This window comes from Cytobacillus sp. FSL W8-0315 (genome assembly GCF_038002905.1).
GTDB lineage: Bacteria > Bacillota > Bacilli > Bacillales > Cytobacillaceae > Cytobacillus > Cytobacillus pseudoceanisediminis.
The window spans coordinates 4,455,959-4,478,773 of record NZ_JBBOOC010000001.1; the positions used below are offsets into that span (position 1 = coordinate 4,455,959).

The following is a 22,815-nucleotide window of genomic DNA, read 5'->3' on the forward strand; positions in this document are numbered from 1 at the left end:
ATTCAAAATTATTTTTATCAATATCTATTTTTTAGAAATCTATTCTTTTACATGAAGGGAATCCTTCTTTAAGAGAATTTTAAAGGATGAAATACTTCTTTAGCAAGAGAAAAATGTATTTTTAGTAAAAGTAATTTATTTTTATGCATTTAATCCATAAAGAAACTCTAAGGCATTTCTTTATAGATGTATGACTTGGGAAAATATAAGAGAAATTCCTTAGATATTCATAAAAGATTAAAAAAACATTTTACGCAAACGGTTGCATCATTTTTCTACCCGTGTTATTTTAAGATAATAATAAAGCTAAATAGTATTTTCACAGAATAAATTCATTCATATATCGAAATTTTTTTCGTCAAATTATGAAAATACTTTTTTAGACCATTTAATGAAAGCCCATACAATAAGGGAGAGAAGAACGATGAAAAAACTATTTTCTTTTGATTTCTGGCAAAAGTTTGGGAAAGCATTACTTGTTGTAGTGGCCGTAATGCCAGCTGCAGGTATTATGATTTCACTTGGAAAGCTTGTTGGCATGACGGGTACTGACATAGCATTTGTGCAAGCGATTGCACGAGTACTGGAGGATATCGGATGGGCCATTATTACAAATCTTCATATCTTATTCGCAGTAGCAATTGGCGGTTCCTGGGCTAAGGAACGTGCAGGCGGAGCGTTTGCAGCTCTTATTGCTTTCATTCTGATTAATAGAATCACAGGCGCCATATTCGGAGTAAAGTCCGACATGTTAGGTAATCCTGAGGCCGCGGTAAAATCCCTGTTTGGACAAGACCTTATTGTCCCGGACTATTTCACTTCTGTTTTAAGCGCACCAGCATTGAATATGGGAGTATTCGTCGGGATTATCTCAGGTTTTCTTGGAGCCAATTTATTTAACAAGTATTATAACTATGATAAATTGCCAAATTCACTTTCCTTTTTCAATGGAAAGCGCTTTGTTCCCTTCACTGTAATTGTCGGCTCTGTTGCAGCTGCGTTGGTCTTATCGATTGTGTGGCCATTTATTCAAGGATTATTAAATGATTTCGGACAATGGATTGCTACATCACGAAATACGGCGCCTGTTATTGCTCCATTTGTTTTTGGTGCACTGGAACGATTGCTTCTTCCATTTGGATTGCATCATATGCTGACTGTCCCAATTAATTACACGGAGCTTGGCGGAACTTACAAAATCCTGACAGGCTCTAATGCAGGTTCAACGGTGGCTGGACAAGATCCGCTATGGCTTGCATGGATTGCTGACCTAAATAACTTTTTGACTGCAGGAGATACAGAAAGCTACAAGCAGCTGCTGAATGATGTTACTCCTGCCCGTTTCAAAGTAGGCCAAATGATTCTATCCGCTGCTGCCCTGCTGGGAATTGCGCTTGCAATGTACCGCAATGTAGATCATGAAAAAAAGAAGAAATACAAATCGATGTTCTTATCTGCTGGTTTGGCAGTATTCCTGACTGGAGTAACTGAACCAATCGAATTTATGTTCATGTTTGCTGCTCCTCTTCTTTATATCGTGTATGCAGTTATGACAGGTCTGGCCTTTGCAATTGTTGATATTATAAATATCCGTGTCCATTCTTTCGGCATCATTGAATTGATTACAAGAACACCAATGATTTTAAAAGCTGGCTTATGGCTGGATCTTGTAAACTTTGTAATTGCCTGTCTAATATTCTTCGGGTTAAACTTTGGTGTTGCCAATTTTATGATCCGAAAATTCAACTTCCCTACACCAGGACGTAATGGAAACTATATTGAAGAAGAAAATATCGCTGCATCATCGGATACTTCAGTCAAGAAGAATTCACTAGCCCCAGTGTTAATTGAATTATTAGGCGGAAAAGAAAATATTGAAGATGTTGATGCCTGCATGACCCGCTTGCGTGTCACAGTAAAGGACACTTCATCAGTTGCTGGTGAACAGGACTGGAAGAGGAATGGAGCTTTAGGTCTTATCGTTAAAGACAAAGGCGTTCAGGCAATTTATGGGCCCAAAGCAGATGTCCTTAAATCTGATATACAGGACTTGCTGGGAGCTTAACAATGAAATTATTAACTCTAAACTGCCACTCATGGCAGGAGGATCAGCAGCTGGAAAAAATAAAAATTCTTGCTGAGGCAATTAAAGAGAACCTCTATGATGTCATCGCTCTGCAGGAAGTCAGCCAGCATATCAAAGCCCCTTTGATAGACGGCCATATCAGAGAAGATAATTATGCACTGTTGTTAATTGAAGAATTGAGAAAAATAGGTGTGAAAGATTACGTTTTTAAATGGGATTTTTCACATATTGGCTACGATATATATGAAGAAGGTCTTGCAATCATAACAAGGCATGAAATAAAAGAAGATCAATCATTTTTCATTACAAAAAACCGAGACCAGAAACACTGGAAGACACGGAAAATAGTTGGTATTAAATTACTTCATCAAGATAAGCCTATCTCCTTCTATTCTTGTCATCTCGGCTGGTGGCACGATCAAGAAGAGTCCTATAGATTCCAGGTTGAATCTCTACTTTCAAAAGTCCCAAAGGATGAATCCGCCATTTTAATGGGAGATTTCAACAGCTCCGCTTATGTCCGCAATGAAGGTTATGACTTTCTGACAGGCAATGGGCTCTACGACACTTATGAATTAGCTTCCAGGAAGGATTCTGGTGTTACTGTTAGAGGAAAGATTGCCGGCTGGGAGAACAATAAACATGATATGCGGATTGATTTAATTCTTTCGGCTCAGCCTATACAGCCGAAATATTCTCGGGTTATTTTTAACGGCATACACAAACCCATCATTTCAGATCATTATGGCGTTGAAATTGAAATATAGGCAAAAGTCCCTGACAACTCTGTCAGGGACTCTTTTTACACTTTTAGCTTGTAGATGGGCTCAGGATGGAAGGCCTGAAAGAGCTCACCTGTTGGTTCGAAACCAACTTTCTCATAAACACGAATACCTGGCTCATTCTCCTTGATGACTGATATGTAGATTTCATTACAAGCATACAGCTCTTTCATTTCCTTTATCACAAGTTTTATAGCCGGTATACCGTACCCTTTTAAGACAAAATAGCCTCCCTGCTTAAATAAAACAGGGAGACTTTCGCAGTATTATTTCTTCCGTTTCTTTGTCAATCTGCCTAATAGGAAAGCTCCTGCAGCCACACCAATCACAGTATTGGTTTTCTTAGTAAATACCTGCTTGGCAACAAGGTTTAAATTCTGCGGCCTTTCAGCCAGACGCCTCATGAAGTAGCCGTACCAGTCATTCCCAAAAGGTACATAGGTACAGAAATTATAGCCTTCACCAGCAAGCTTCAGCTGCATATCCTTGCGGAAGCCATAAAGCATTTGAAATTCAAATTTCTCTTTAGGGATATTGTTAGCCCTTACAAAATCTTTTATATGATTAATTACTTTATGGTCATGTGTTGCAATAGATGTAAATTTGCCATTCAGCAAATGCCATTCTATTAATTTTATAAAGTTAGCATCGATGTCACTTTTGTCCTGATAAGCTATTTCCTCAGGCTCCTTATAAGCCCCTTTTACAATTCGCAAGCGGAAATCCTTATATTTCATTAAATCTTCTTCAGCACTCAGGAAATAGGCTTGAATAACTGTACCTATGTTATTATATTCTTTAGATAATTCATCCAGTATATCAAAGGAAGGCTGCAAACGCTTAGAGTCTTCCATATCCATATTCACAAAAATACCATAATGGCTTGCTCTCTCTACTATCTCCCTAACATTTTCAAGACAGAAAGAGAAGTCGATATCCAGGCCTAATTGGGAAGGCTTTAAAGATATATGTGCATCCACCTGATTTTCATGAATGGCTTCTATCACTTCAATTATTTGTTTCTTCGCTTCTGCCGCCTCTTCTTTTTTATATACAAATTCCCCGAGGTTATCGACAGTACAAGAGATGCCATGAGCGTTAAGCTCTTTTATGCTTTGAATTGCTTCATCTAAATTTGTTCCCGCAACTACACTCTGCGCTCCCAATTTCAACCCATATTTCTTTGCAGCGCTATTCAGAAATTCGTTTTGGGAAAGGCCGATAAACAGATCTTTCAACATAGAAATATCCCCTAACTCTTGTAATTTCACAATGAAATTATAGCATAGATTTTTAATAAAAATTATTTTGTGAATTTTTATATTTTAACGATTCCCTATCACTGTTTCGTTAAAACATTGCAGGGGTTCCCACTTTAAAAGCAACCCCCTGTAAACAAAAAAAGTGCCTGGCTATCGGCAGCCAGACACTTTAAGTATGATTCCGACTGGGTTCGAACCAGCGACCTCTACCCTGTCAAAGTGGCAAACAGTCACGGAAGCAATAGTGACTGTCGGTACTGCTGTCCTTCCTTCTACATGACAATCACTCCTTTCACTGCATAAGAAAAGCCACCCTCTAAAGGGCAGCTTATTTTGGCCATTGATAATGTTTAGCTTGTTAGCTATCCTCGATTCCCCTTGTTGTAGGATCATATAAGGCATTCCACACACTCACCATTATTAGCAGTAAAACATACGGATTAGAAAATACTCCGTCAACAAATTAAAAACTAATCCCCAAGTATTGAGGTCCTGTGCAGTTCAGCACCCCTCCAATGTTATAATTTGATGTAGGTAGGTCAGGAGGAGTCCTGGCTTTTTTGTATTTACAAATCATTTTTTATTTTTTTCAGGTATCCTGGAATAATTGACTTATTTCCACAGTTACTGCAATATACTCCGTCAACCCCTTTGATAAAGTAAGTTTCCATGATGTATTGCGGGATTGGCCGAGGCACACCACATTCAGAACAAAACAATAAATAGCTTGTTTTTTTCTCGGTCATATCTCTTCCCCCCTATAAATAGCATTAACTCCTATTAATATAGTTCGGGAAGTGCTTACCTTTTCCTGTTGGAAAGAACGCAAATCTAGATCTTTATCATATGTTTCAATTTATTATTTCCTACTAGCTCTCGATTAAGTATAATTATCTAAATTAACTATAAAGGATGGAACGTTATGTTCAAAAAACTCTTTGGAAAAAACTTTACAGCTGCTGAATTCTGGATTTGGTTTGAAAAGAATTCACAAGACTATTATCAGTTGAAAGAAGAAAAGTTAAATTCATTGTTCTACAAACTAGATAAACAGTTATCTAAGATAAATGAGGATATAGCTTTTGAATTTAGTGCTGATTTAATCGATGGAAAGAGAGAGTTTATTATAAGCGCTGATGGTATCCTGTCTGCCTTTACAGATGTCATTGACCTAGTTGAAAAAGCACCGAAACTTGACGGCTTTAAAATAATTGCTTTTCGCCCCAAAAGTGATGTTGATGATATTTCGACTATCGAGTACGAGGATATTAGTTTAGGGCCTGATGATGTATTTTTCACTTACCGAAAAAATGGTGACACGTTAGACATTGTTCTATATCTCAAAGGTTACGATTCTGATTTTGAAGAGTGGGAAAACGCAGCCTTTATATTATTAGACACTATAATTGGAGAGTATGATGTTGCTACTAAAATAGGAAGTATTGATATGCTACCTTATAAAGGAAGTCCTAAATTAAAACCTATTTTAGAATTACCCTCATTAATAGATAGGGAAGTATCGGGGATAAGCTTTTAAAGCTTTCCTTTTTTTTTGCACCCAATTTAACTTTTCTTATTTTCTGTTTGTTATTAACTTCAGATGATATTACAATTCCTAAAAAATGTTATAATTCGAGATAACTACTCCCTAATTGAGGTGATTTCTAATTGTCAAATACAACTCAACTCTATTTAAATATTTTTAGTGCATCTTGTTTTACCATATTAACATTTATGCATTTTATAGATGTTTGGACAGCCAGTTCAACTACAGAAGTGCTATTCTTCATTGCTATGGTCACCACCCTCTTAGGAACCGGTTTTGAACTACACCGATATCTAAATAAAAAATAAGTGATGGAAACTTACCTGATGGCAAATTGGGTCAAATGTAAACAACTGTAATTAATTGAAACTTTTCAAAATATCTACCGTAAACTAACTAACGAAATAAGGAAGAATGGATATGCATTGGAGAAAATACTTTATTCACTTTTATTCCAGCCCTTTTAATATTTATAGTTTCGTTATTTCTTTGTCACCTATGGTGATCGAAGAGCTAAAAAAATTTCTTATACACTGGAAAAAAGAAATGCGTATGAGAGATTTGTGGATTGAACATGAGCATGAATTTGTCTTTTGCAATGAGAACGGAAAACACTATTATCCCACTACCCCTACTACCTGGTAGAAACGATTTACTGACCGGGCTGGTGTCCGATTTATCAGGTTACATGATCTGCGACACACATCAGCAACCCTATTAATAAATCAGGGTGTTCACGCAAAAATCATTTCAAAGAGACTTGGTCATTCAAATATCCGTATAACCATGGATAAATATGGACATTTTTTACAAACTGCAGAACAGGGAGCAGCTAACAAATTAGACTCACTTTTTAAACGGCATAAAAATAGCATTTAAAAATTCCGTCAACAATTGGGGTTTACTCTATATTTTTAAGAATATAGAAAAAGCCTAGAACCATTGAGGCTCTAGGCTTTTAACTGATGATTCCGACTGGGTTCGAACCAGCGACCTCTACCCTGTCAAGGTAGCGCTCTCCCAGCTGAGCTACGGAATCGTTATGATATTCCCTGTATTGGGGACAATATAAAATATACTTCTTTCTAACATAAAAGTCAATACCTATATTTCATCCATAAACTATAAGGTTATCAGCTTGGAAACTAGATTACATTCCCATTACAAATTCTGCATTTATGCCTTAAAGGTATCTTTTTAAGAGTATATGCTTTATAATGCCCTCTATATGATTCTTTTGTTAGCTGAATCAAATCATACAGGGTTACGGAAGGAGAAATATTAATGAAAAAACTAATGTATCCCTTTTTACTAGTATTAATATCTGCCGTTTTAGCTGCTTGTGGAGCTGATGATGAAAGCAAGAGTGCAGATAAAAAAGAGGAAGCGAAAACAGCTGAAACCGACCAGCAGGACCAGCAGAAGCAAATGGAAGAAATGCAAAAGAAAATGGACAAACAAAAGCTTGATGAAGAAAAGACTGTTGCAATCGTTAATGACCAGGAAATCCTTGGCCGCGAGTATAACAGCGTGCTTACTTCATCACAAATGATGTATCAGCAAATGGGACAAGACCCTACTACCAAAGATGCTGCAGATAAAATCAAGGAGCAGACACTCGACAGTCTAGTCGGCCAGACACTTCTTCTCCAAGAGGCAGACAAAAAAGGCTACAAAGCTTCTGATGAAGAAGTCAAAAAGCAGCTGGAAGAAACAAAAGGACAATTCAAGGACGACAAGGAATTCGAAACAGCAATGAAACAGGCTGGCCTTAACCCTGACTCATTAGAGAAGGAAATTGCCAACAATATTAAATATACGAAATATATTAATGGCGAGATTAAACCAGGGGAAGTTACAGATGCTGAAATTCAGAAATTCTATGATGAATATGCCAGCCAGGGTGGTGCTGAAGGACAGGAGCCGCCTAAATTGGAGGAAGTAAAGCCTCAGATCAAGCAGCAGCTCGAACAGCAAAAACAGCAGGATATGCTGGTTAAGCATGTAGAAGAATTGAAGAAAAGTGCAAAAATTGATATTAAGGTATAAGTATCTTTAAAACAGTTCCCATTTGGGAGCTGTTTTTATGTGTTAGAGTATTAATAAAAGTGCTATTCCCCATACTGGCTTATGAATACTCAATAAGTTTCTTCCTTTTCTTTCCCTTGAGAATTTATTTAATTACGGTAATATTTATTGGGGAGGATACAACATGATTAAACACACAACATTCATTCAAATAATTGCAGGTTATTTTATTCTCACTCTCGGTGTCTCATTAATTATCTTATCCAATCTCGGTGCAGGTGCCTGGGACACTGTTTATGTTGGCCTTTTTAATAAGTTCGGTCTGACAATCGGAACATGGTCATTTCTGGTAACAGCATCCCTTATATTCTTCAATGCTCTGCTGACCTGGGAAAAGCCCCAGTTTAAATCATTTATTGGAACCATTTTAGCGAGTGTGGGGATCGATTTTTGGATGGAGCTTGTTTTCAGCGGCATCACAGTTACAAGCTTTTCCCTTCAGATCCTTGCCTTCATCACAGGTGTCTCATTTCTGGGCTTCGGGGTATCTATATATATCCGTCCGCAATTATTCAGCGGCCCAATTGATGGATTAATGATCGCAACTGCCAAAAGGCTAAATATCAGCATTAAGACCGCACGTATAATTAATGAATTATTGGCATTGGCCATTGGCCTTATTTTAGGCGGTCCAGTTGGATTAGGCACATTGTTCGTTGCCGTCTTTTTAGGCTATGCCATACAATACGGCACTGTTTTGCTTAATCACTTGAAAAACAAGGGTTTAAAGATTATTTAAAAGACTTCACTTGTGAAGTCTTTTTTTATACGAACAAATTTTCGCATTCTACTTGATAAGGAACACGTGTTCGTGTATAATGTAAATAAAAGTAAGGGGGGATTTCTCTATGAAAGGAATTCTTTATCGAGCTATGGAAGAGAGAAAGCCTGTGGAAATCATTTATCTCTCCAAACGGAATTCATTTACACAAAGAAGAATATTAATAAAAGAACTTCGGGGCAGCACGATTTTAGCCTATTGTTTATATAGAAAACAAATGCGCATTTTCAACTTGAACCATATCATGTCCATTTTGCCCGAAAAGAAAGCTCGCCAGATCAGCTAAAAGGAGCCTTCTTTCAAAATATTTCATTATATTCATCAAAGCCTGTATTTCACATGGAAGTACGGCTTTTTATTATGCTCCTTTCTTTCTCCGATTATCTGGTCCTCATTCGGGTATATACTCTCTAACCGGGATTTGGCCCTTAAATAATTTAAGCTAAAGAAAGGAAGGATTTTATGAAAAGCTACTCATTGATTGCTGCTTTGTTTTCAGCAACCCTTATACTGGCAGGCTGTAATCAGAATGAAGAGCAAATTGTAGAGGATGAAGACAAGAATAATCCTTCTACGGAAGAACAGCGGGCGGAAACAGAGGAAGCTCCGGAAGATAACAAAAAGATCACTGAAGAAGTTGGTTTAGGAGACACACGGGATCTTTTCACAAAGGCTTATGGGGAAAATAAAAATAATGATGAAATTGCCCGCTTCAATGGAGACAGTATGCTGGTAGAGTTTCAAACGCATCGGGCAGTAAATGTTGAGCTGCAATTTGAAGATATGGAAAAAGATATGAGTAATGAAGAGGTTCTTGCTTTTGTCGAAAAACGCATTCCGAAAGATGCTGAAGAGGTTAACAGATTTAAAGAAGATAACAATGAGCGTGAAATCATTGAATATAAAAGCGAACTATTAAAAGAAACCCTCAGTGATGAAGTATATGAAGGAGATGAACCCGGTACATTCTCTGTGTTATTAACCAGCAGCGAAGATGATTATGTTAATGCCACCCTTTCAATCGGCCATAGCGATCAGGGATCCTGACAGGCTATAAGCTGCAGAAGCAAAAAGGAAGGATCTCATCATGTGAGCATCCTTCCTTCTTTAATTATTATGCTGTTTGCGGCTTTGCCTGATCGTCTTTTTTAATGAAGACCTGCAATGCAATCAACAGGATAAAAATAACTAATCCTACTATATCAGTAACCCCTTCAGGGTAGATAAGCAATAGTCCCCCTGCAATTCCCAGCAGTCTTTCAAAAATATTCAATTTACGCAGCCAGTAGCCAATTACCCCAGCGCCGATTGCCATCATACCTGCCAAAGCAGTGAATACTACCCAGATTAAATAATACCAGGTTGTATCAATCATCAATAACTCCGGTGAAAGGACAAACATGTATGGAATAATAAAAGCCCCGATGGCAAGCTTTGATGCTGTTACTCCTGTCTTTATCGGATCTCCGCCGGATACACCAGCAGCCGCAAATGCTGCAAGAGCAACTGGAGGTGTGACATCTGCCACAATACCGAAGTAGAACACAAATAAGTGAGCAGATAAATCAGGTACGCCCAGAAGGATGATTGCTGGGGCAGCTATAGTTGATGTAATAACATAGTTTGCAGTTGTTGGTGATCCCATTCCAAGGATAATCGCTGCAACCATTGTCAGCATCAAAGTCGGGATCAACAGTCCGCCTGAAAGATCAAGGAGGCCATTCGCCATCTTTAATCCAAGACCTGTCTTTACAACTACCCCAACAATAATACCTGCCGCAGCAGTTGCTGCAGCAACGCCCAAAGCCGTGCGTGCACCATCAACTAAAGCATCGATAGCATCTCTGAATCCAATGCGCGTTTCCTTGCTAATCATACTTACTGCAACCGTAATTACAATTGACCAAAGAGCTGCACGTATTACACTCATTCCGCTCATTAGCAGGATGATAACTGCCAAAATCGGCAGCAGCAGATAAATCTTCTTCAATACTTCCTTACGGTTAGGCATCTCTTCATCTTTCAGCCCTCTAAGTCCTACACGTTTTGCTTCGAAGTGAGTCATTATCCAGACCCCGGCAAAATATAGAAGGGCTGGAATAGCAGCTGCCTTGGCAATATCCCAGTATGTAATGCCGCCGCCAATAAACTCAACCATCAGGAATGCAGCAGCACCCATGATTGGAGGCATAATCTGGCCGCCGGTTGATGCAGTCGCTTCAACTGCGCCGGCGAATTCTTTCTTGTAGCCCAGCTTTTTCATCATTGGGATGGTAAAAGAGCCTGAAGTTACTACGTTAGCTACAGAACTACCGCTGATTGTTCCCTGTAGAGCACTTGAGAAAATGGCAACCTTCGCCGGTCCGCCAGTTCTCTTTCCGGCGATGGAAACAGCCAAATCATTAAAATACTGCCCTACACCTGTTTTTACAAGGAATGAACCAAATAACAAGAATAGGAATATAAACGTAGCAGATACGCCTAATGGGGTACCTAGGATTCCCTCAGTCGTAAAGAACATGGTCTGCACCAATCTTTCTAAATCAAGACCGCGGTGCGCCAAAAATGCCGGCATATATGGCCCGAACATAGCATAAGCAAGAAAAATGACGGCAATAATGGTTATTGGAAGTCCAACCGCTCGCCTGGTCGCTTCCAGTACCAGAAGAACTGCAATTAGTCCTACATAAAAATCAATCTCGGTCAGACGGCCAGCCCTCATGACAATTTCATCAATAAAAAGCGGCCAATAAGCTCCTACCGCAATACCCAGTATAGCTAAAATGATATCGTACCAGGCAACTTTATGCTTTCGTCCCCTGTCTTTCTTCCTTGCAGGGAATAACAGAAATATTAGGGCTAATGCAAAACCTAAATGAATCGAACGCTGCAGCTGGGCTGTAAGCATCCCGAAAACCCCTGTATATAAATGGAACAGTGAAAATGCTAAAAGCCCAAAAAAGACGATCCAGCCTAATACTCCTCCTAATTTCCTTGTACCAGCCTCTGGATCGTATTTTTCCAGCAATTTCTGCTGCTCCTCAAGAGATAATGTTTCCCCTTTATTTTCCAAGGATATTCACTCCTTTCAACACCTCGAATAAGTTTATTTTTTTTGCCTTTATCCGTACCCATGTGCCAGGTTCGATATAATCTGTAAGGACATATTCTTCGCCTTGCAAGATCATTCTGTGATTCGCTCTGACCTTACCCAGCCTTAAGTCAAATGAAGGAAAAAACCTTTTCATATTCTTAATATAATATTTGCCGTCCTTTTGTTCAAATGTTTCTCCATCTGAAGCATTCTCAGGCATGCCGATGGCAAAATCCTCATACATGAGTTCAAACAATTTAATCCTTCCATCCTCGGTTATAGTATAGCTTTCTACAACATCTGTAAGGTGGATGGAATGTGTATACTTTATCTTAAAGGTTCTGTCCTCTTTAATCAGGAAATAAGCAATCACCTTTCCTTTGTTTTGATACTCAAAAACAACTGCCTGCTTAATGGGTATGAAGAACATGATTGCGATGGTTAAGATTACGAGGAGTGCCAGGACCGCTTTTTTATTCCCTGGCTTATTAAAGTTCATGGAACCTCCACCTAAAAAATATTGTCATCTTTTACAATTGATTGCCATTTCAATTAAAAATTAATTGACCGGCGCAATCACCTTAAAAGGTTTTACAGCCGGCCAAATTTCATCATTGGATTATGTTATTGAAAGATTATTCAGCTTTAAAGCCTTTTTCGTCAAAGTACTTTTTAGCACCAGGGTGCAGTTCAATGCCAGTACCTTTGACAGCATTTTCAGCCTTAATCATTTTTCCTTTGGCATGTGTAACTTTGTCAAGGTTCTCAAAGATTGCTTTTGTAACATCGTAAACTACATCGTCTGAAAGGTCATTAGAAACAACAAGCATTGCCTGTACTGCTACTGTTGGCACAGCTTCTGCAAGCTTATATGTTCCAGATGGCACTTCATCCTGTACATAGTAAGGATATTTTTCGATTAATGCATCGATTTTATCCTGTTCAATCGGAACGATCACAACATCTTCAGTTGCAGAAAGTCCTTCAACAGCACCTGTTGGAGTTCCTGCTGTAACGAATGCTGCATCAATATTGCCATCCTGTATTCCGGCAGTTGACTCATCAAAAGAAAGATCCTGCTTTTGAATGTCATCCAATTTGATTCCGTGTACTTCAAGAATCTGTTCTGCATTCGCAGCAGTTCCTGAACCAGGAGCTCCTATTGAAACTTTTTTGCCTTTTAAGTCTTCAACAGATTTAATGCCAGATTTTGCAGTAGTAACGATCTGGATCGTTTCCGGATAAAGCGTGCCGATCGCACTCACATTATCCACTGCTGCACCTTCAAACATTAATTTTCCTTCTTGTGCATATGAAGCAATATCTGTTTGAGAGAAAGCAATCTCAGCATTGCCATCTTTCAGTGTGTTCATGTTCTCTGCAGATGCACCTGAAACTTCAGCATTTGTATCAATGCCTGTAGCATCAGAAATAATCTCAGCGAATGATCCGCCCAGCGGATAGTATGTACCGCCTGTTCCACCAGTCACGATGCTCATGAATTTAGGCTTGTCTGCGCCGCCGCCTTCTCCATCGCCGCCGCCTTCATCTTTTCCGCCGCCGCAGGCTGCTAGAACCATAGAAAGCGCTAACAGCAGAGCTGTGGCTAGGAATATACTTCTCTTTTTCATCCTATTTCCCCCTTATAAAGATTAGATTTTATCAATTATATACTAACATAAACCTTATCTGAATTGTCAAATGATCCCTCCTTGCTTTTAAAATTGCTGTTAATTGTCTTTTTGCACGCTGATTCACCCTATCTGTTAATTTTATCCAAAATAAAGCGGCATGACCCATGAATGAGAATGCATGTAAAAAGCAATTCCTATATATATATGATAAAATCTCATTGTAAACTCTTACATAACATAACAGAACTATACGGAGGAACAAAAATGATGGATTACCCTAGAGGATCAATACAAGATATTGCAATCGAGAGCAAGGAACTGGGTGAAGAGGTCGAGCTGCTCATTTATTTGCCCGCATCCTTCTCACCTTTATATAAATACACTGTTGTCATAGCCCAGGATGGCAAAGATTACTTCCAGCTTGGCAGAGTCGGGCGCATCGCGGATGAATTACTAAAAGAAAAAGAAATTGAAAATATCATCATTGTTGGTGTCCCTTATAAAAACGTCAAAGACAGATGGAAGAAATATCATCCGGACGGCGAACAGCATAATGCTTATATTCGTTTCCTTGCACACGAGCTGGTTCCATATCTTGACCGAGAATTCCCTACTTATCAAATGGGGATGGGACGTGCCCTTATGGGAGACTCACTTGCGGCAACTGTTTCATTAATGGCGGCCCTGCAATACCCTAATACTTTTGGGAGGTTAATTCTTCAATCACCTTATGTTGACACCTCCGTTACAGAGGCAGTGCAGGAATTTACGCAGGCCCACCTTCTTAATATTTATCACGTTATCGGGAAAGGCGAAACATCTGTAAAGACCACAGGGGGTGAAGAGAAAGATTTTCTTACTCCAAATCGGGAGCTTTCCAGTTTATTTAAGCAGAAACAATTCCCTTACTTCTATGATGAATTTGATGGAAATCATACATGGACCTACTGGCAGCCTGATTTAAAAAGGGCGCTAAAGTCTATGTTTTAACTTTGATGTGTAAAAAGACCTATTCATTCGCTATAAAAAGATTATCTTGACATACTGTTTTTTATTATGAAAAAAGGTATAATTATATAATGAATTTAGAAAATTTGCTATAATAGACCAACCAAGTGTTTTTCATTTCATTTTAGCCTGCCAGTTATAAAAAATACTGAACATGGAGGTTGTTGTATGAACACTAATTACGGCATAGTTATTTTCCCGTCAAAAAAATTGCAGGATTTGGCCAATTCTTATAGAAAGCGGTATGATCCGCATTATGCTTTAATTCCTCCGCATGTAACATTAAGATCACGCTTTGAAGCATCTGAAGAAGAAATAAAACAGCTGACGGAAACACTTCATGGAATAGCGAAGAAACACGAGCCATTTCATATAAATGCTACAAAAATCAGCTCTTTCCAGCCTGTCAACAATGTCATTTATTTTAAAATTGAGCCTTCAGCCCAGCTCGAAGAGTTACATATTGAACTGAATGATCATATTAGCGGCGATACACCTGAATATAATTTTGTTCCCCATATTACCATCGGACAAAAACTCTCCAATGATGAACATTCCGATGTATATGGGAGCTTAAGAATGCAGCCTGTTAATCACGAAGAGGTTGTGGATCGTTTTCATCTTCTATATCAGCTGGAAAACGGCTCATGGACCGTTTATGAAACATTCAGGCTAGGAAAGGAATAGTGAAAAGTGGAAGTAAGAATAGTCTCATCTGAACAAGAATTGCACGATGCCTTCTCAGTAAGGAAACAAGTTTTTATCAACGAGCAAAATGTTCCTGAAGAAGAGGAAATCGATCAGTTCGAAGACGAAGCAGTCCATTTTGTACTATATAATAATGGCATGCCTGCAGGTGCCGGAAGATTTCGCACTGTTGACGGCAATGGCAAAGTGGAAAGAATATGCGTTCTGAAGGAGAACCGTCAGAGCGGCTCAGGAAAAGCAATAATGGATAAAATCGAAGAGCATGCTAAGAAACAAGGCTTGCCTGCCTTAAAATTAAATGCACAGACGCAGGCTATCCCTTTTTATGAAAAGCTCGGCTATCAGGTAATCTCGGAAGAATTCATGGATGCCGGGATTCCCCACCGTACAATGAAAAAAACGATATAGCGGAAAAGCTTCTGCCAGGATGGCAGGAGCTTTTTTGTATGCAATAATTTGGGGCATTCTGCAAACACTATTCCAGATACAGCATTTTAAGGAGTGGTTTGAATGGAATATTTGCATATCGTAAGTGTACTTGTGATAGGATATTTTTTCTTATTTATTATGGCAAAACTCCTGGGCAAAACACAGATCACACAGATTACTCCTTTTGATTTCATCTCGGCCATCGTGTTAGGCGAGCTGGTGGGAAATGCCCTATATGATCAGGAGACTGGAATCCCCGAAATATTCTTTGCTGTTGCAGTATGGGGGATTCTCATTTACACAACAGAAATCCTTACCCAAAAATTTAAACGGGCACGCAAGCTTCTTGAAGGTGAACCCTCTATTGTTATAAAAAAAGGAAAAATCGTCTATGAAGAACTGAAGAAAAATCATCTCGACCTTAATCAGCTCCAGCACCTCCTCCGTTCAAAGGATGTCTTTTCAATCAGGGAATGCGAATATGCCATTCTTGAAACAGATGGAACGGTCAGTGCATTAAAAAAAACACTTTACTCGACCCCAACCATTGGAGATTTAAAACTCCCAATAATTAATATCGAGCTGCCAGTAACTTTAATTTTAGACGGGGAAGTGATTTGGGATAATCTCAAAAGCATCAATTGGGACGAAACAAAGCTTATTAATGAAATTAAAAACAATGGCGCCAATAATGTCAAAGATGTCTTATACGCAGAGTGGAAAAAAGGAGAGGCTTTGCACGTGCAAACGTACTGAGCCTCTCCTTCTTTTCTTATATGCATTCACTAATATAGCGGCCTTTACCCGTCAGCTCTCCGTATGTTTCTTCTGCCTTTTTTCTGGTGCTCCGTGTTTGGTTGTCCGCCCGCTGCTGAGGATTTGATTTGGTTAGCCTTCTTTGAATATTAAGAGGAAGCTCATGACGGAAATCTTTTGAATTGGATTGTGCCGATATTTTGGAAACTGGAACGAAATGAAATGGATCATATTTTGTGCCAATCTCTCTTTCTGCATACTGACTATACTGATATGAAGGTACAGGTAAAATGTAGCCCATGAATGCTCCCCTCTCTATTCTCTATGTATGTAATTATTAAAGGTATACGAAACAATCTTTACTTTTATGTACCCGTTTACATAAAATTATAAACAGAAAAGCACTTTAGAATCCTTTACCGGTTTGTTATGATAAAATTTGTCTTGTTATAAGGATGATAAATAATTTAAACTCGGCAATTTATAAAAATGGGGTATTTTTTATGAAGACAGCAATTTTACATAATAAAGCAGTGAATCTGGAACAATTGAATCGAGAAAGTTTTCAGCATATTTATGAAGAAGGCAAAAAAGGAAAGCTGCATTGCCCTGATTGCGGAGCTTCTGTCCGTTTGTATTTAGGAATTATGGATGAGCCTCATTTTTATCATATTCAGCAAAGCAGCAGGATTTGCAAGGATATAATAATGAAACAAGAATCAGCTAAGATTGAAACTGAAGAATATATAGAAAGAAACGGCTTTAAAGTTCCTGTTTCAAGGCCCATTGCTTCTGCTGCTGTAAAAGAAATCGAATCAGCCTTTAAAAAAGCTCAGCCGGCAAAAAATATCCCCCCTTATATCCAGGAAAGCACTCACAATCCTAGTTTCCCTGATGAATACCTAAAGTCCCTATCACAAGCAGGAGTCTTTTTGGATGAACAGCAGGCAGCGGCTGTCTCACATATTGATGGGCCTCTGCTCGTTCTTGCAGGAGCAGGGAGCGGCAAGACCCGAGTTTTAACAACCAGGACTGCTTTTATGCTCCGCGAGAAAGATATCGATCCTAAATCAATAATGCTCGTTACTTTTACAGCTAAGGCTGCGGCTGAAATGAAGGAGCGCCTTACCCAATATCCCGGAATGGATTCACGAAAAGTCAGGCAAATCGTTTCCGGCACTTTTCACAGCTTGTTTTACCGGATTCTCTCCTTCCACAATCCGGAAAAATGGTCTTCCGGCAAACTCCTTAATAAAGAATGGCAGCGGGAACAGATCATTAAGGAATCCAGCAAAGACTTAAAGCTCGATGAAAAGGAATTTGCCTTTGACCTTGCCCTCCAGCAAATTAGCTATTGGAAAAACTCTCTTACCGTACCTGGGAGGGTTCATCCAAAGAATGATTGGGAGGAACAGACCGCGATTCTTTATGAAAGGTATGAACAAACAAAATTAAGAAGAGAATTATTTGATTTTGATGATATGCTGACAGGCTGCCATGCTCTTTTTCATGAAAAGCCTGAAATTCTTGAACAATATCAAAATCGCTTTCATTATTTTCTGATCGATGAGTTCCAGGATATTAATAATGTTCAATATGAGCTTATGAAAATGCTGTCCGATAAAACAAAGAATGTCTGTGCAGTGGGTGACGATGATCAATCTATTTATGCTTTCAGAGGAAGCGATCCCCAATATCTTTTAGATTTCGAGAAAGATTTCCCTGGTGCTAAAGTTATAACATTGAATCAGAATTACCGCTCTGCTCACGAAATCGTATCAGCAGCGAACCAAATCATTTCTTTAAATAAACATAGACGTGTCAAAAGCATGAATGCCCAATTTTCTGGCGGGCAGCACCCTTTCCTCTTTTTTCCTTTTGATGAGGAAGAAGAAGCAACGATGATTATGACTGATATTCAGGAAAAAATTGAAGAAGGATATGAGCCGCGGGATTTTGCAGTATTATTCCGCACCCATACTGGCAGCAGGGCCATTTTTGAAAGGCTGGCCAATTCCAGCCTTCCGTTTAAATTGGATCAGGATGCCGAATCATTTTATGATCGGTTTATTGTTCGGAGCATGCTTGCTTTTCTAAAGTTATCATTAAATGAGGATGACCAGAATGCCTTGAAAGATATGCTCCCTTCTCTATTTGTTAAACAATCAGTCCTTCAGGATATTAAGGCAGAAAGCATCTTGCAGGATTGCTCAATGCTGGAGTGCCTAAAGTTTATAAAAACAGGATTTGCTTTTCAGGAAAGCAAGTTAAAAAAAGTGATCCCTGTTACCAGATCAATCTCAGGACTTAGTCCCATCACTGCAATTGAAACTGTTGAAAAAGAACTGGGCTTCCAGGACTTTATAAAAAAACGCGGCAATGAAGGTAATAAAATGGATAAAGGCTCTGATGATATAAAAGATTTGAAGGTCGCTGCGCGCAACTTTCAATCTCTTCATGAGTTTCTGGAGCACACTGAACATATGAGAGCCATGAACAAAGAAATCAAGCGCCTCAGCAGGAATAATGATAATGCCATTACATTAAGCACTATCCACCGTTCAAAGGGGCTTGAATATAATGTGGTATATGTTGCCGGTGCAGTTGAAGGAAACCTCCCGCATGATCATGCACTGGAAGCTTACCGTTCAGGTGAGTCTGCGCCGCTGGAGGAAGAACGAAGGTTAATGTACGTTGCCGTTACAAGGGCAAGGAAGGACTTATACATTTCTGTGCCGGAAAAAAGGCGGGGACGGAAGGCATATGCCTCAAGGTTCCTTGCCCCCATTACAAGAAGCGGCAGGAATAAAGGCGGAAAATAAACAGAAGACCTGGCTGCAACCCGGCCAGGCCCTTCTGTTATTTTTTATTCATCATCTGGGAAATTGTATTAAAGTCAAGCTGCTTTCCATCAGCAACAATCGATTTCACAATCTTATCTTCCATATCCTTGGAAACGGGTTTATTAGCAATTTGCGAAACTCTTTTGATTACATTTCGTACTGTTTTTTCATCTTTAAAATTTGCATTCTGCAATGAGCCGGCCAGTTCCAATACATCCTTCATATTTACGCCTGTTTTCTTTTCAAGGTTTTTAAAAAAGTTGTTATCCATCCTGCTCAATCACGCTCCTTCATTTACTCCTTTATATCTTATGAAGGTGGGCGAAAAACGTGAAATGTATTAAAAATTTATGTACTGATACGCAAAAAAGCCAACACAAAACCTGTTGCCGGTTCTGAGTCAGCCTTTGTGAATCTAATTGTAGAAACTTGCGCCGACGATAATGAGTAAAATGAATAGGACGACGATTAGAACAAACGTATTCCCATAGCCCCCGCCATATCCGCAGCCTCCATAGCCATAGCCCATGCCTCTCACCTCACTTGGATTTCTTCCTACAACATATGTGAAAATAAAGCAGGGGTATGGGCAAGCTCCCAAGGCAGGCTTGGTTTATTCAGTCAGATTGAAATAAGAGGCTTGTTTTTAAATAACTTGAAGGCATTCTTGTGTATTTACCATATCATTTACCCTTTTGGCTTGAAAATTAGTGCACCGATAAAACCGAAAATTATCGCAGCTGAAATACCGGAGCTGGTTACTTCGAACATTCCGGTCAATACGCCGACAAGCCCGTGCTGATCAGCTTCCTGAAGGGCTCCATGGACGAGGGAATTGCCAAAGCTTGTTATAGGGATTGTCGCTCCGGCCCCCGCAAAGTCCGCAAGCGGTTCATAAAGGCCAACACCATCAAGAACAGCTCCCAATACAACCAAAAGACTTAATGTATGGCCAGGTGTTAACTTAAAAACATCAAATAATATTTGTCCAAATACGCAAAATAGGCCTCCAATTACAAAAGCCCAAAAAAACATAGGCAGCATACAAATATTCCTCCTTTTAACATCCTCTTTAAGTCATTTCGATTGAAACTGCATGTGCAATACAGGGGATGCTTTCACTCTGCTGGAATGTCAATGGTGATAATAAAGCGCCCGTCGCGACAACAAGGATTCTTCTGTAAGTCCCTTGTTTCATTTGATTCAAAAGGTGTCCGTACAAAACAGCAGCCGAGCACCCTGCGCCGCTTCCTCCAGACTGGACTGGCTGATCATCTTTATAAATCATTAATCCGCAATCTTTAAATTTCTCTCTATCTATGTTCAATCCATTATTTTTGAGCAGTTCATAAGCTGTTTCCTGGCCTATTCTCCCAAGATCCCCTGTGACAATCAGATCGTAATGAGATGGATCCAGCTGCATGTCTTTGAAGTGTGCAGTAATGGTATCTGCTGCTGCCGGCGCCATAGCTCCTCCCATATTAAAAGGATCTGTCAGACCCATGTCGATTACTTTGCCGATTGTAGCAGAAGTGGTAACCGGCAAATTCGCACCAGCTGCGTTTGCTGAGACCAGTGCCGCACCTGCACCAGTTACTGTCCACTGTGCTGTTGGAGGCTTTTGGCCTCCGTATTCTGTCGGGTATCTGAATTGTTTTTCAACAGCCGCATTATGGCTGGAAGCTCCTGTCAAAACGTGATCAGCACCACGGTAATTAACAATGAAGGATGCCAGCGCAAGTCCTTCCATTGAAGTTGAACAAGCTCCGAAAACCCCGAAATATGGGATTTGTATCGTTCTTGCACTTAAACTTGAAGGTGTTATCTGATTGATTAAATCCCCGGCAATATAAAATTGTACATCCTCCTTTTGGACATTTGCCTTATTTAAGGCAGTCTGTCCCGCCTCTTCCAAAAGGATCCGATGTGCTTTCTCATAAGAGTCTTCACCCATCCACAAATCATCATGCAGAACATCAAAATCCTCTGACAGATTGCCGTTTGCCTCAAATGGCCCGCCGGAAACACCTGCAGCTGCAATTACCGGACGGTTTTGAAAGACCCAGGATTGTTTTCCCTTTAGCATTAAATAACCCCCCAAATAATTAATAGCGTTTTAATTAGGGCCACGACGAAAGCCGAAAACACACCAAAAAGAATAACCGACCCTGCAAGCTTGAACATGTTTCCCCCTACACCCAGGACAAAGCCTTCCGTTCGATGCTCAATAGCAGCTGAAATTACAGCATTTCCAAATCCCGTTACAGGAACTGCACTGCCTGCTCCGCCGAACTGGCCCAAACGGTCATAAACGCCAAAACCTGTCAGCAGCATGGAGATAAAGATCATGGTAGCAACAGTTGGATTTCCGGCTGTCTGTTCGGTAAAGTTAAAAAAGTAGATATAAAAATAAGTTATTGCCTGTCCAACAACACAGATGAGACCTCCCACCCAGAAAGCACGAATGCAATTTTTCAGGACTGGGCGCTTCAGCTCATGCTTTTGCTCAAGCTTCTCATATTGCTGCTGTTCCGGTGTTTTTGTTTTTTTACTCATGCCGCTGCTCCCTTCCTATGTCATTTCATTTTTAAGCTTTATGATTTTATCAAGTTTCTTTTTAGCCTTTTTGTCTGTAAAATTGGGATCTTTCATTTTTTCCTGGAGCTCTACTGCCTCAATAAAGATTTTATAATCGCTTGAAACAATGAAGTTCTCATCAGGGTATTTCTCCTCAAGCATTTTTGTCATTTTCTTTTCAATTTTTTTCATGTGGAATCGCTGCAAATGCTTCACTTTGTAAGCAACTAGAGTATCCCCATTGCTCTTTACCACTGCAACATCATAAAGTTCTTTCATTTTTTCGACGTCATGTTCAATGTTTTCAACTAAATCCAAATTTCCCTTTGTATTTTTATCAATTAATACAGCAGGGGGATTAGTCGTTTTGAGCAGCGCAAGGTCGCTCTCTGTCACCTTTCCATCTCCGCTGCAGCCTGATAATAAGATCAGTGAAAATGCAATAAACGATAAAAGTTTTTTCATAATAGTCCCTTCCTATGTAGAATCTTTAATTATATTGTCCTCGAATAGTTTTGGATTTATGAATATTACTTCCCATCCTATTTTTCCCAGAAGAAAACAATAAAAAAAAGCCGGGACCTCCGGCTATTGAGCTTTCTTCGTTTTTTTTCCGCAGCCGCACCCCTTTTTCTTTTTCTTGCTGACCGGCTGTGTTTTTTCCGCGTGCTGATCCTTATGATTCTTTAACATCATTGAGGCCCTCCATTAACAATAATTTTCCTCTTTTTAATTTATGCTGAGCCTCAAAGCTTGTGTAAAACAAACGCCCACATGCTGGAACAAATAGCTATAAGCAAATTAATTAATTAATTTTTGCACCAGAGATTCTATAATAGCTGCAAGTCCGGCAACTGCTAAAATCAGCAGCACCGGAGCTGCCAATGATGCATAGAAGTAATATAACAAATATAAAAAAACCGCACTCCACACACCAGTACACCAGTAACAGCTTAAAAGTTCTCCCAAGAAACCTCGCAATTTTCCATCTTTCACAACCAAAAAAACTTCAATTTCGCCGTTTTCATCCTTTTCTTCAACCTCTTCCAAAAAAGGCTTGCGCAAAAACTCGGTAATTTTATCAAATACAATCAGTCTGGTCAGCCTGAAGCTTGCAAGAGCAAAAATCAGCAGTTCCATAGGTGTTATGTCCATTTTTTTCACCTCCAATGTAAAAAAATAGCCTATTTTTTCAAAAAACAAGGCGTTTGTCCGTAACCC

The 22,815-nt window shown here is 39.3% G+C and carries 26 protein-coding genes, 1 tRNA gene and 1 pseudogene; 13 read left to right on the top strand and 15 right to left on the bottom strand.

What is annotated here, in order from left to right:
• Window positions 1-424: 424 nt before the first annotated feature.
• Together MKY20_RS22830 and MKY20_RS22835 are read left to right on the top strand one after the other, a co-directional pair.
• Window positions 425-2,065, top strand: coding sequence for a PTS transporter subunit IIBC (locus MKY20_RS22830; protein WP_251174396.1), 1,641 nt, complete (start codon window positions 425-427; stop codon window positions 2,063-2,065).
• 2 nt (window positions 2,066-2,067) lie between these two features.
• The gene (locus tag MKY20_RS22835; RefSeq protein WP_009331139.1) at window positions 2,068-2,853 is read left to right on the top strand and encodes an endonuclease/exonuclease/phosphatase family protein; all 786 of its coding nucleotides are present in this window, start codon (window positions 2,068-2,070) and stop codon (window positions 2,851-2,853) included.
• A 35-nt stretch (window positions 2,854-2,888) separates the two neighbouring features.
• Here the strand turns inward: MKY20_RS22835 and MKY20_RS28735 are convergent, their stop codons facing one another.
• The 3 genes from MKY20_RS28735 to MKY20_RS22845 all read right to left on the bottom strand — a co-directional run bounded on the left by MKY20_RS28735 (window position 2,889) and on the right by MKY20_RS22845 (window position 4,876).
• The gene (locus tag MKY20_RS28735; RefSeq protein WP_257781379.1) at window positions 2,889-3,071 is read right to left on the bottom strand and encodes a GNAT family N-acetyltransferase; all 183 of its coding nucleotides are present in this window, start codon (window positions 3,069-3,071) and stop codon (window positions 2,889-2,891) included.
• A gap of 63 nt (window positions 3,072-3,134) precedes the next feature.
• Window positions 3,135-4,109: a proline dehydrogenase family protein gene (locus MKY20_RS22840; protein ID WP_009331142.1), complete on the bottom strand. Its 975-nt coding sequence runs from the start codon at window positions 4,107-4,109 to the stop codon at window positions 3,135-3,137.
• A gap of 587 nt (window positions 4,110-4,696) precedes the next feature.
• Entirely contained in the window at window positions 4,697-4,876 is a 180-nt protein-coding gene (locus MKY20_RS22845) for a hypothetical protein (RefSeq protein WP_009331143.1), read from the bottom strand.
• A 176-nt stretch (window positions 4,877-5,052) separates the two neighbouring features.
• On the opposite strand from MKY20_RS22845, the gene MKY20_RS22850 reads away from it, so the two are divergent.
• Both MKY20_RS22850 and MKY20_RS22855 read left to right on the top strand, forming a co-directional pair.
• Entirely contained in the window at window positions 5,053-5,667 is a 615-nt protein-coding gene (locus MKY20_RS22850) for a hypothetical protein (protein ID WP_009331144.1), read from the top strand.
• A 675-nt stretch (window positions 5,668-6,342) separates the two neighbouring features.
• Window positions 6,343-6,555, top strand: a pseudogene (locus MKY20_RS22855) (tyrosine-type recombinase/integrase); the annotation flags it as partial.
• An 87-nt stretch (window positions 6,556-6,642) separates the two neighbouring features.
• On the opposite strand, the gene MKY20_RS22860 reads toward MKY20_RS22855, so the two are convergent.
• Window positions 6,643-6,715 (bottom strand) — tRNA-Val (locus tag MKY20_RS22860).
• A 245-nt stretch (window positions 6,716-6,960) separates the two neighbouring features.
• Between MKY20_RS22860 and MKY20_RS22865 the strand changes: the two genes are divergently transcribed.
• The 4 genes from MKY20_RS22865 to MKY20_RS22880 all read left to right on the top strand — a co-directional run bounded on the left by MKY20_RS22865 (window position 6,961) and on the right by MKY20_RS22880 (window position 9,592).
• Entirely contained in the window at window positions 6,961-7,725 is a 765-nt protein-coding gene (locus tag MKY20_RS22865) for a SurA N-terminal domain-containing protein (protein ID WP_009331163.1), read from the top strand.
• A gap of 163 nt (window positions 7,726-7,888) precedes the next feature.
• Window positions 7,889-8,503, top strand: coding sequence for a YczE/YyaS/YitT family protein (locus MKY20_RS22870; RefSeq protein WP_071156869.1), 615 nt, complete (start codon window positions 7,889-7,891; stop codon window positions 8,501-8,503).
• Window positions 8,504-8,612: 109 nt separating this feature from the next.
• Entirely contained in the window at window positions 8,613-8,831 is a 219-nt protein-coding gene (locus tag MKY20_RS22875) for a hypothetical protein (protein WP_009331165.1), read from the top strand.
• Window positions 8,832-9,007: 176 nt separating this feature from the next.
• Complete coding sequence (locus tag MKY20_RS22880) at window positions 9,008-9,592, top strand: hypothetical protein (protein WP_251174397.1); 585 nt, start codon at window positions 9,008-9,010, stop codon at window positions 9,590-9,592.
• 67 nt (window positions 9,593-9,659) lie between these two features.
• On the opposite strand, the gene MKY20_RS22885 is transcribed toward MKY20_RS22880, so the two are convergent.
• From MKY20_RS22885 to MKY20_RS22895, 3 genes are all read right to left on the bottom strand, one after another.
• Window positions 9,660-11,618 carry a TRAP transporter permease gene (locus MKY20_RS22885; RefSeq protein WP_019381507.1) on the bottom strand — a complete coding sequence of 653 codons (1,959 nt, stop codon included), beginning with the start codon at window positions 11,616-11,618 and terminating at the stop codon, window positions 9,660-9,662.
• The gene (locus tag MKY20_RS22890; RefSeq protein WP_009331168.1) at window positions 11,608-12,138 is read right to left on the bottom strand and encodes a DUF1850 domain-containing protein; all 531 of its coding nucleotides are present in this window, start codon (window positions 12,136-12,138) and stop codon (window positions 11,608-11,610) included. The genes MKY20_RS22885 and MKY20_RS22890 overlap by 11 nt, the downstream gene beginning before the upstream one ends.
• Before the next feature lie 136 nt (window positions 12,139-12,274).
• Complete coding sequence (locus tag MKY20_RS22895) at window positions 12,275-13,270, bottom strand: TAXI family TRAP transporter solute-binding subunit (protein ID WP_009331169.1); 996 nt, start codon at window positions 13,268-13,270, stop codon at window positions 12,275-12,277.
• 267 nt (window positions 13,271-13,537) lie between these two features.
• Here MKY20_RS22895 and MKY20_RS22900 point away from each other — a divergent pair, with 267 nt between their 5' ends.
• From MKY20_RS22900 to MKY20_RS22915, 4 genes are all read left to right on the top strand, one after another.
• Window positions 13,538-14,263 carry an alpha/beta hydrolase gene (locus MKY20_RS22900; RefSeq protein ID WP_251174398.1) on the top strand — a complete coding sequence of 242 codons (726 nt, stop codon included), beginning with the start codon at window positions 13,538-13,540 and terminating at the stop codon, window positions 14,261-14,263.
• Window positions 14,264-14,449: 186 nt separating this feature from the next.
• Window positions 14,450-14,968 carry a YjcG family protein gene (locus tag MKY20_RS22905; RefSeq protein ID WP_009331171.1) on the top strand — a complete coding sequence of 173 codons (519 nt, stop codon included), beginning with the start codon at window positions 14,450-14,452 and terminating at the stop codon, window positions 14,966-14,968.
• Window positions 14,969-14,974: 6 nt separating this feature from the next.
• Window positions 14,975-15,397, top strand: a complete 423-nt coding sequence (locus MKY20_RS22910) for a GNAT family N-acetyltransferase (protein WP_019381504.1) — start codon at window positions 14,975-14,977, stop codon at window positions 15,395-15,397.
• A 102-nt stretch (window positions 15,398-15,499) separates the two neighbouring features.
• Complete coding sequence (locus tag MKY20_RS22915) at window positions 15,500-16,174, top strand: DUF421 domain-containing protein (protein ID WP_071156863.1); 675 nt, start codon at window positions 15,500-15,502, stop codon at window positions 16,172-16,174.
• Window positions 16,175-16,190: 16 nt separating this feature from the next.
• Here MKY20_RS22915 and MKY20_RS22920 read toward each other — a convergent pair whose 3' ends face one another.
• Window positions 16,191-16,475, bottom strand: a complete 285-nt coding sequence (locus tag MKY20_RS22920) for a hypothetical protein (RefSeq protein ID WP_019381502.1) — start codon at window positions 16,473-16,475, stop codon at window positions 16,191-16,193.
• 202 nt (window positions 16,476-16,677) lie between these two features.
• Between MKY20_RS22920 and MKY20_RS22925 the strand changes: the two genes are divergently transcribed.
• Entirely contained in the window at window positions 16,678-18,996 is a 2,319-nt protein-coding gene (locus MKY20_RS22925; RefSeq protein ID WP_251157510.1) for a UvrD-helicase domain-containing protein, read from the top strand.
• Between the two features lie 37 nt (window positions 18,997-19,033).
• On the opposite strand, the gene MKY20_RS22930 is transcribed toward MKY20_RS22925, so the two are convergent.
• The 7 genes from MKY20_RS22930 to MKY20_RS22960 all read right to left on the bottom strand — a co-directional run bounded on the left by MKY20_RS22930 (window position 19,034) and on the right by MKY20_RS22960 (window position 22,749).
• Window positions 19,034-19,288, bottom strand: coding sequence for a stage VI sporulation protein F (locus MKY20_RS22930; RefSeq protein ID WP_009331176.1), 255 nt, complete (start codon window positions 19,286-19,288; stop codon window positions 19,034-19,036).
• A gap of 144 nt (window positions 19,289-19,432) precedes the next feature.
• Window positions 19,433-19,546, bottom strand: coding sequence for a YjcZ family sporulation protein (locus MKY20_RS22935; protein ID WP_019381501.1), 114 nt, complete (start codon window positions 19,544-19,546; stop codon window positions 19,433-19,435).
• Between the two features lie 158 nt (window positions 19,547-19,704).
• The gene (gene spoVAE / locus MKY20_RS22940; RefSeq protein WP_009331177.1) at window positions 19,705-20,061 is read right to left on the bottom strand and encodes a stage V sporulation protein AE; all 357 of its coding nucleotides are present in this window, start codon (window positions 20,059-20,061) and stop codon (window positions 19,705-19,707) included.
• Window positions 20,062-20,089: 28 nt separating this feature from the next.
• Window positions 20,090-21,103, bottom strand: coding sequence for a stage V sporulation protein AD (spoVAD, locus tag MKY20_RS22945; RefSeq protein WP_217030005.1), 1,014 nt, complete (start codon window positions 21,101-21,103; stop codon window positions 20,090-20,092).
• Window positions 21,103-21,573, bottom strand: a complete 471-nt coding sequence (spoVAC, locus tag MKY20_RS22950; RefSeq protein WP_009331179.1) for a stage V sporulation protein AC — start codon at window positions 21,571-21,573, stop codon at window positions 21,103-21,105. Before spoVAC ends, spoVAD begins: the two co-directional genes overlap by 1 nt.
• A gap of 15 nt (window positions 21,574-21,588) precedes the next feature.
• A complete protein-coding gene (locus tag MKY20_RS22955; RefSeq protein ID WP_009331180.1) occupies window positions 21,589-22,059 on the bottom strand; it encodes a YhcN/YlaJ family sporulation lipoprotein in 471 nt (156 codons plus the stop codon).
• 336 nt (window positions 22,060-22,395) lie between these two features.
• Complete coding sequence (locus MKY20_RS22960; protein WP_071156859.1) at window positions 22,396-22,749, bottom strand: DUF1360 domain-containing protein; 354 nt, start codon at window positions 22,747-22,749, stop codon at window positions 22,396-22,398.
• Window positions 22,750-22,815 lie beyond the last annotated feature (66 nt).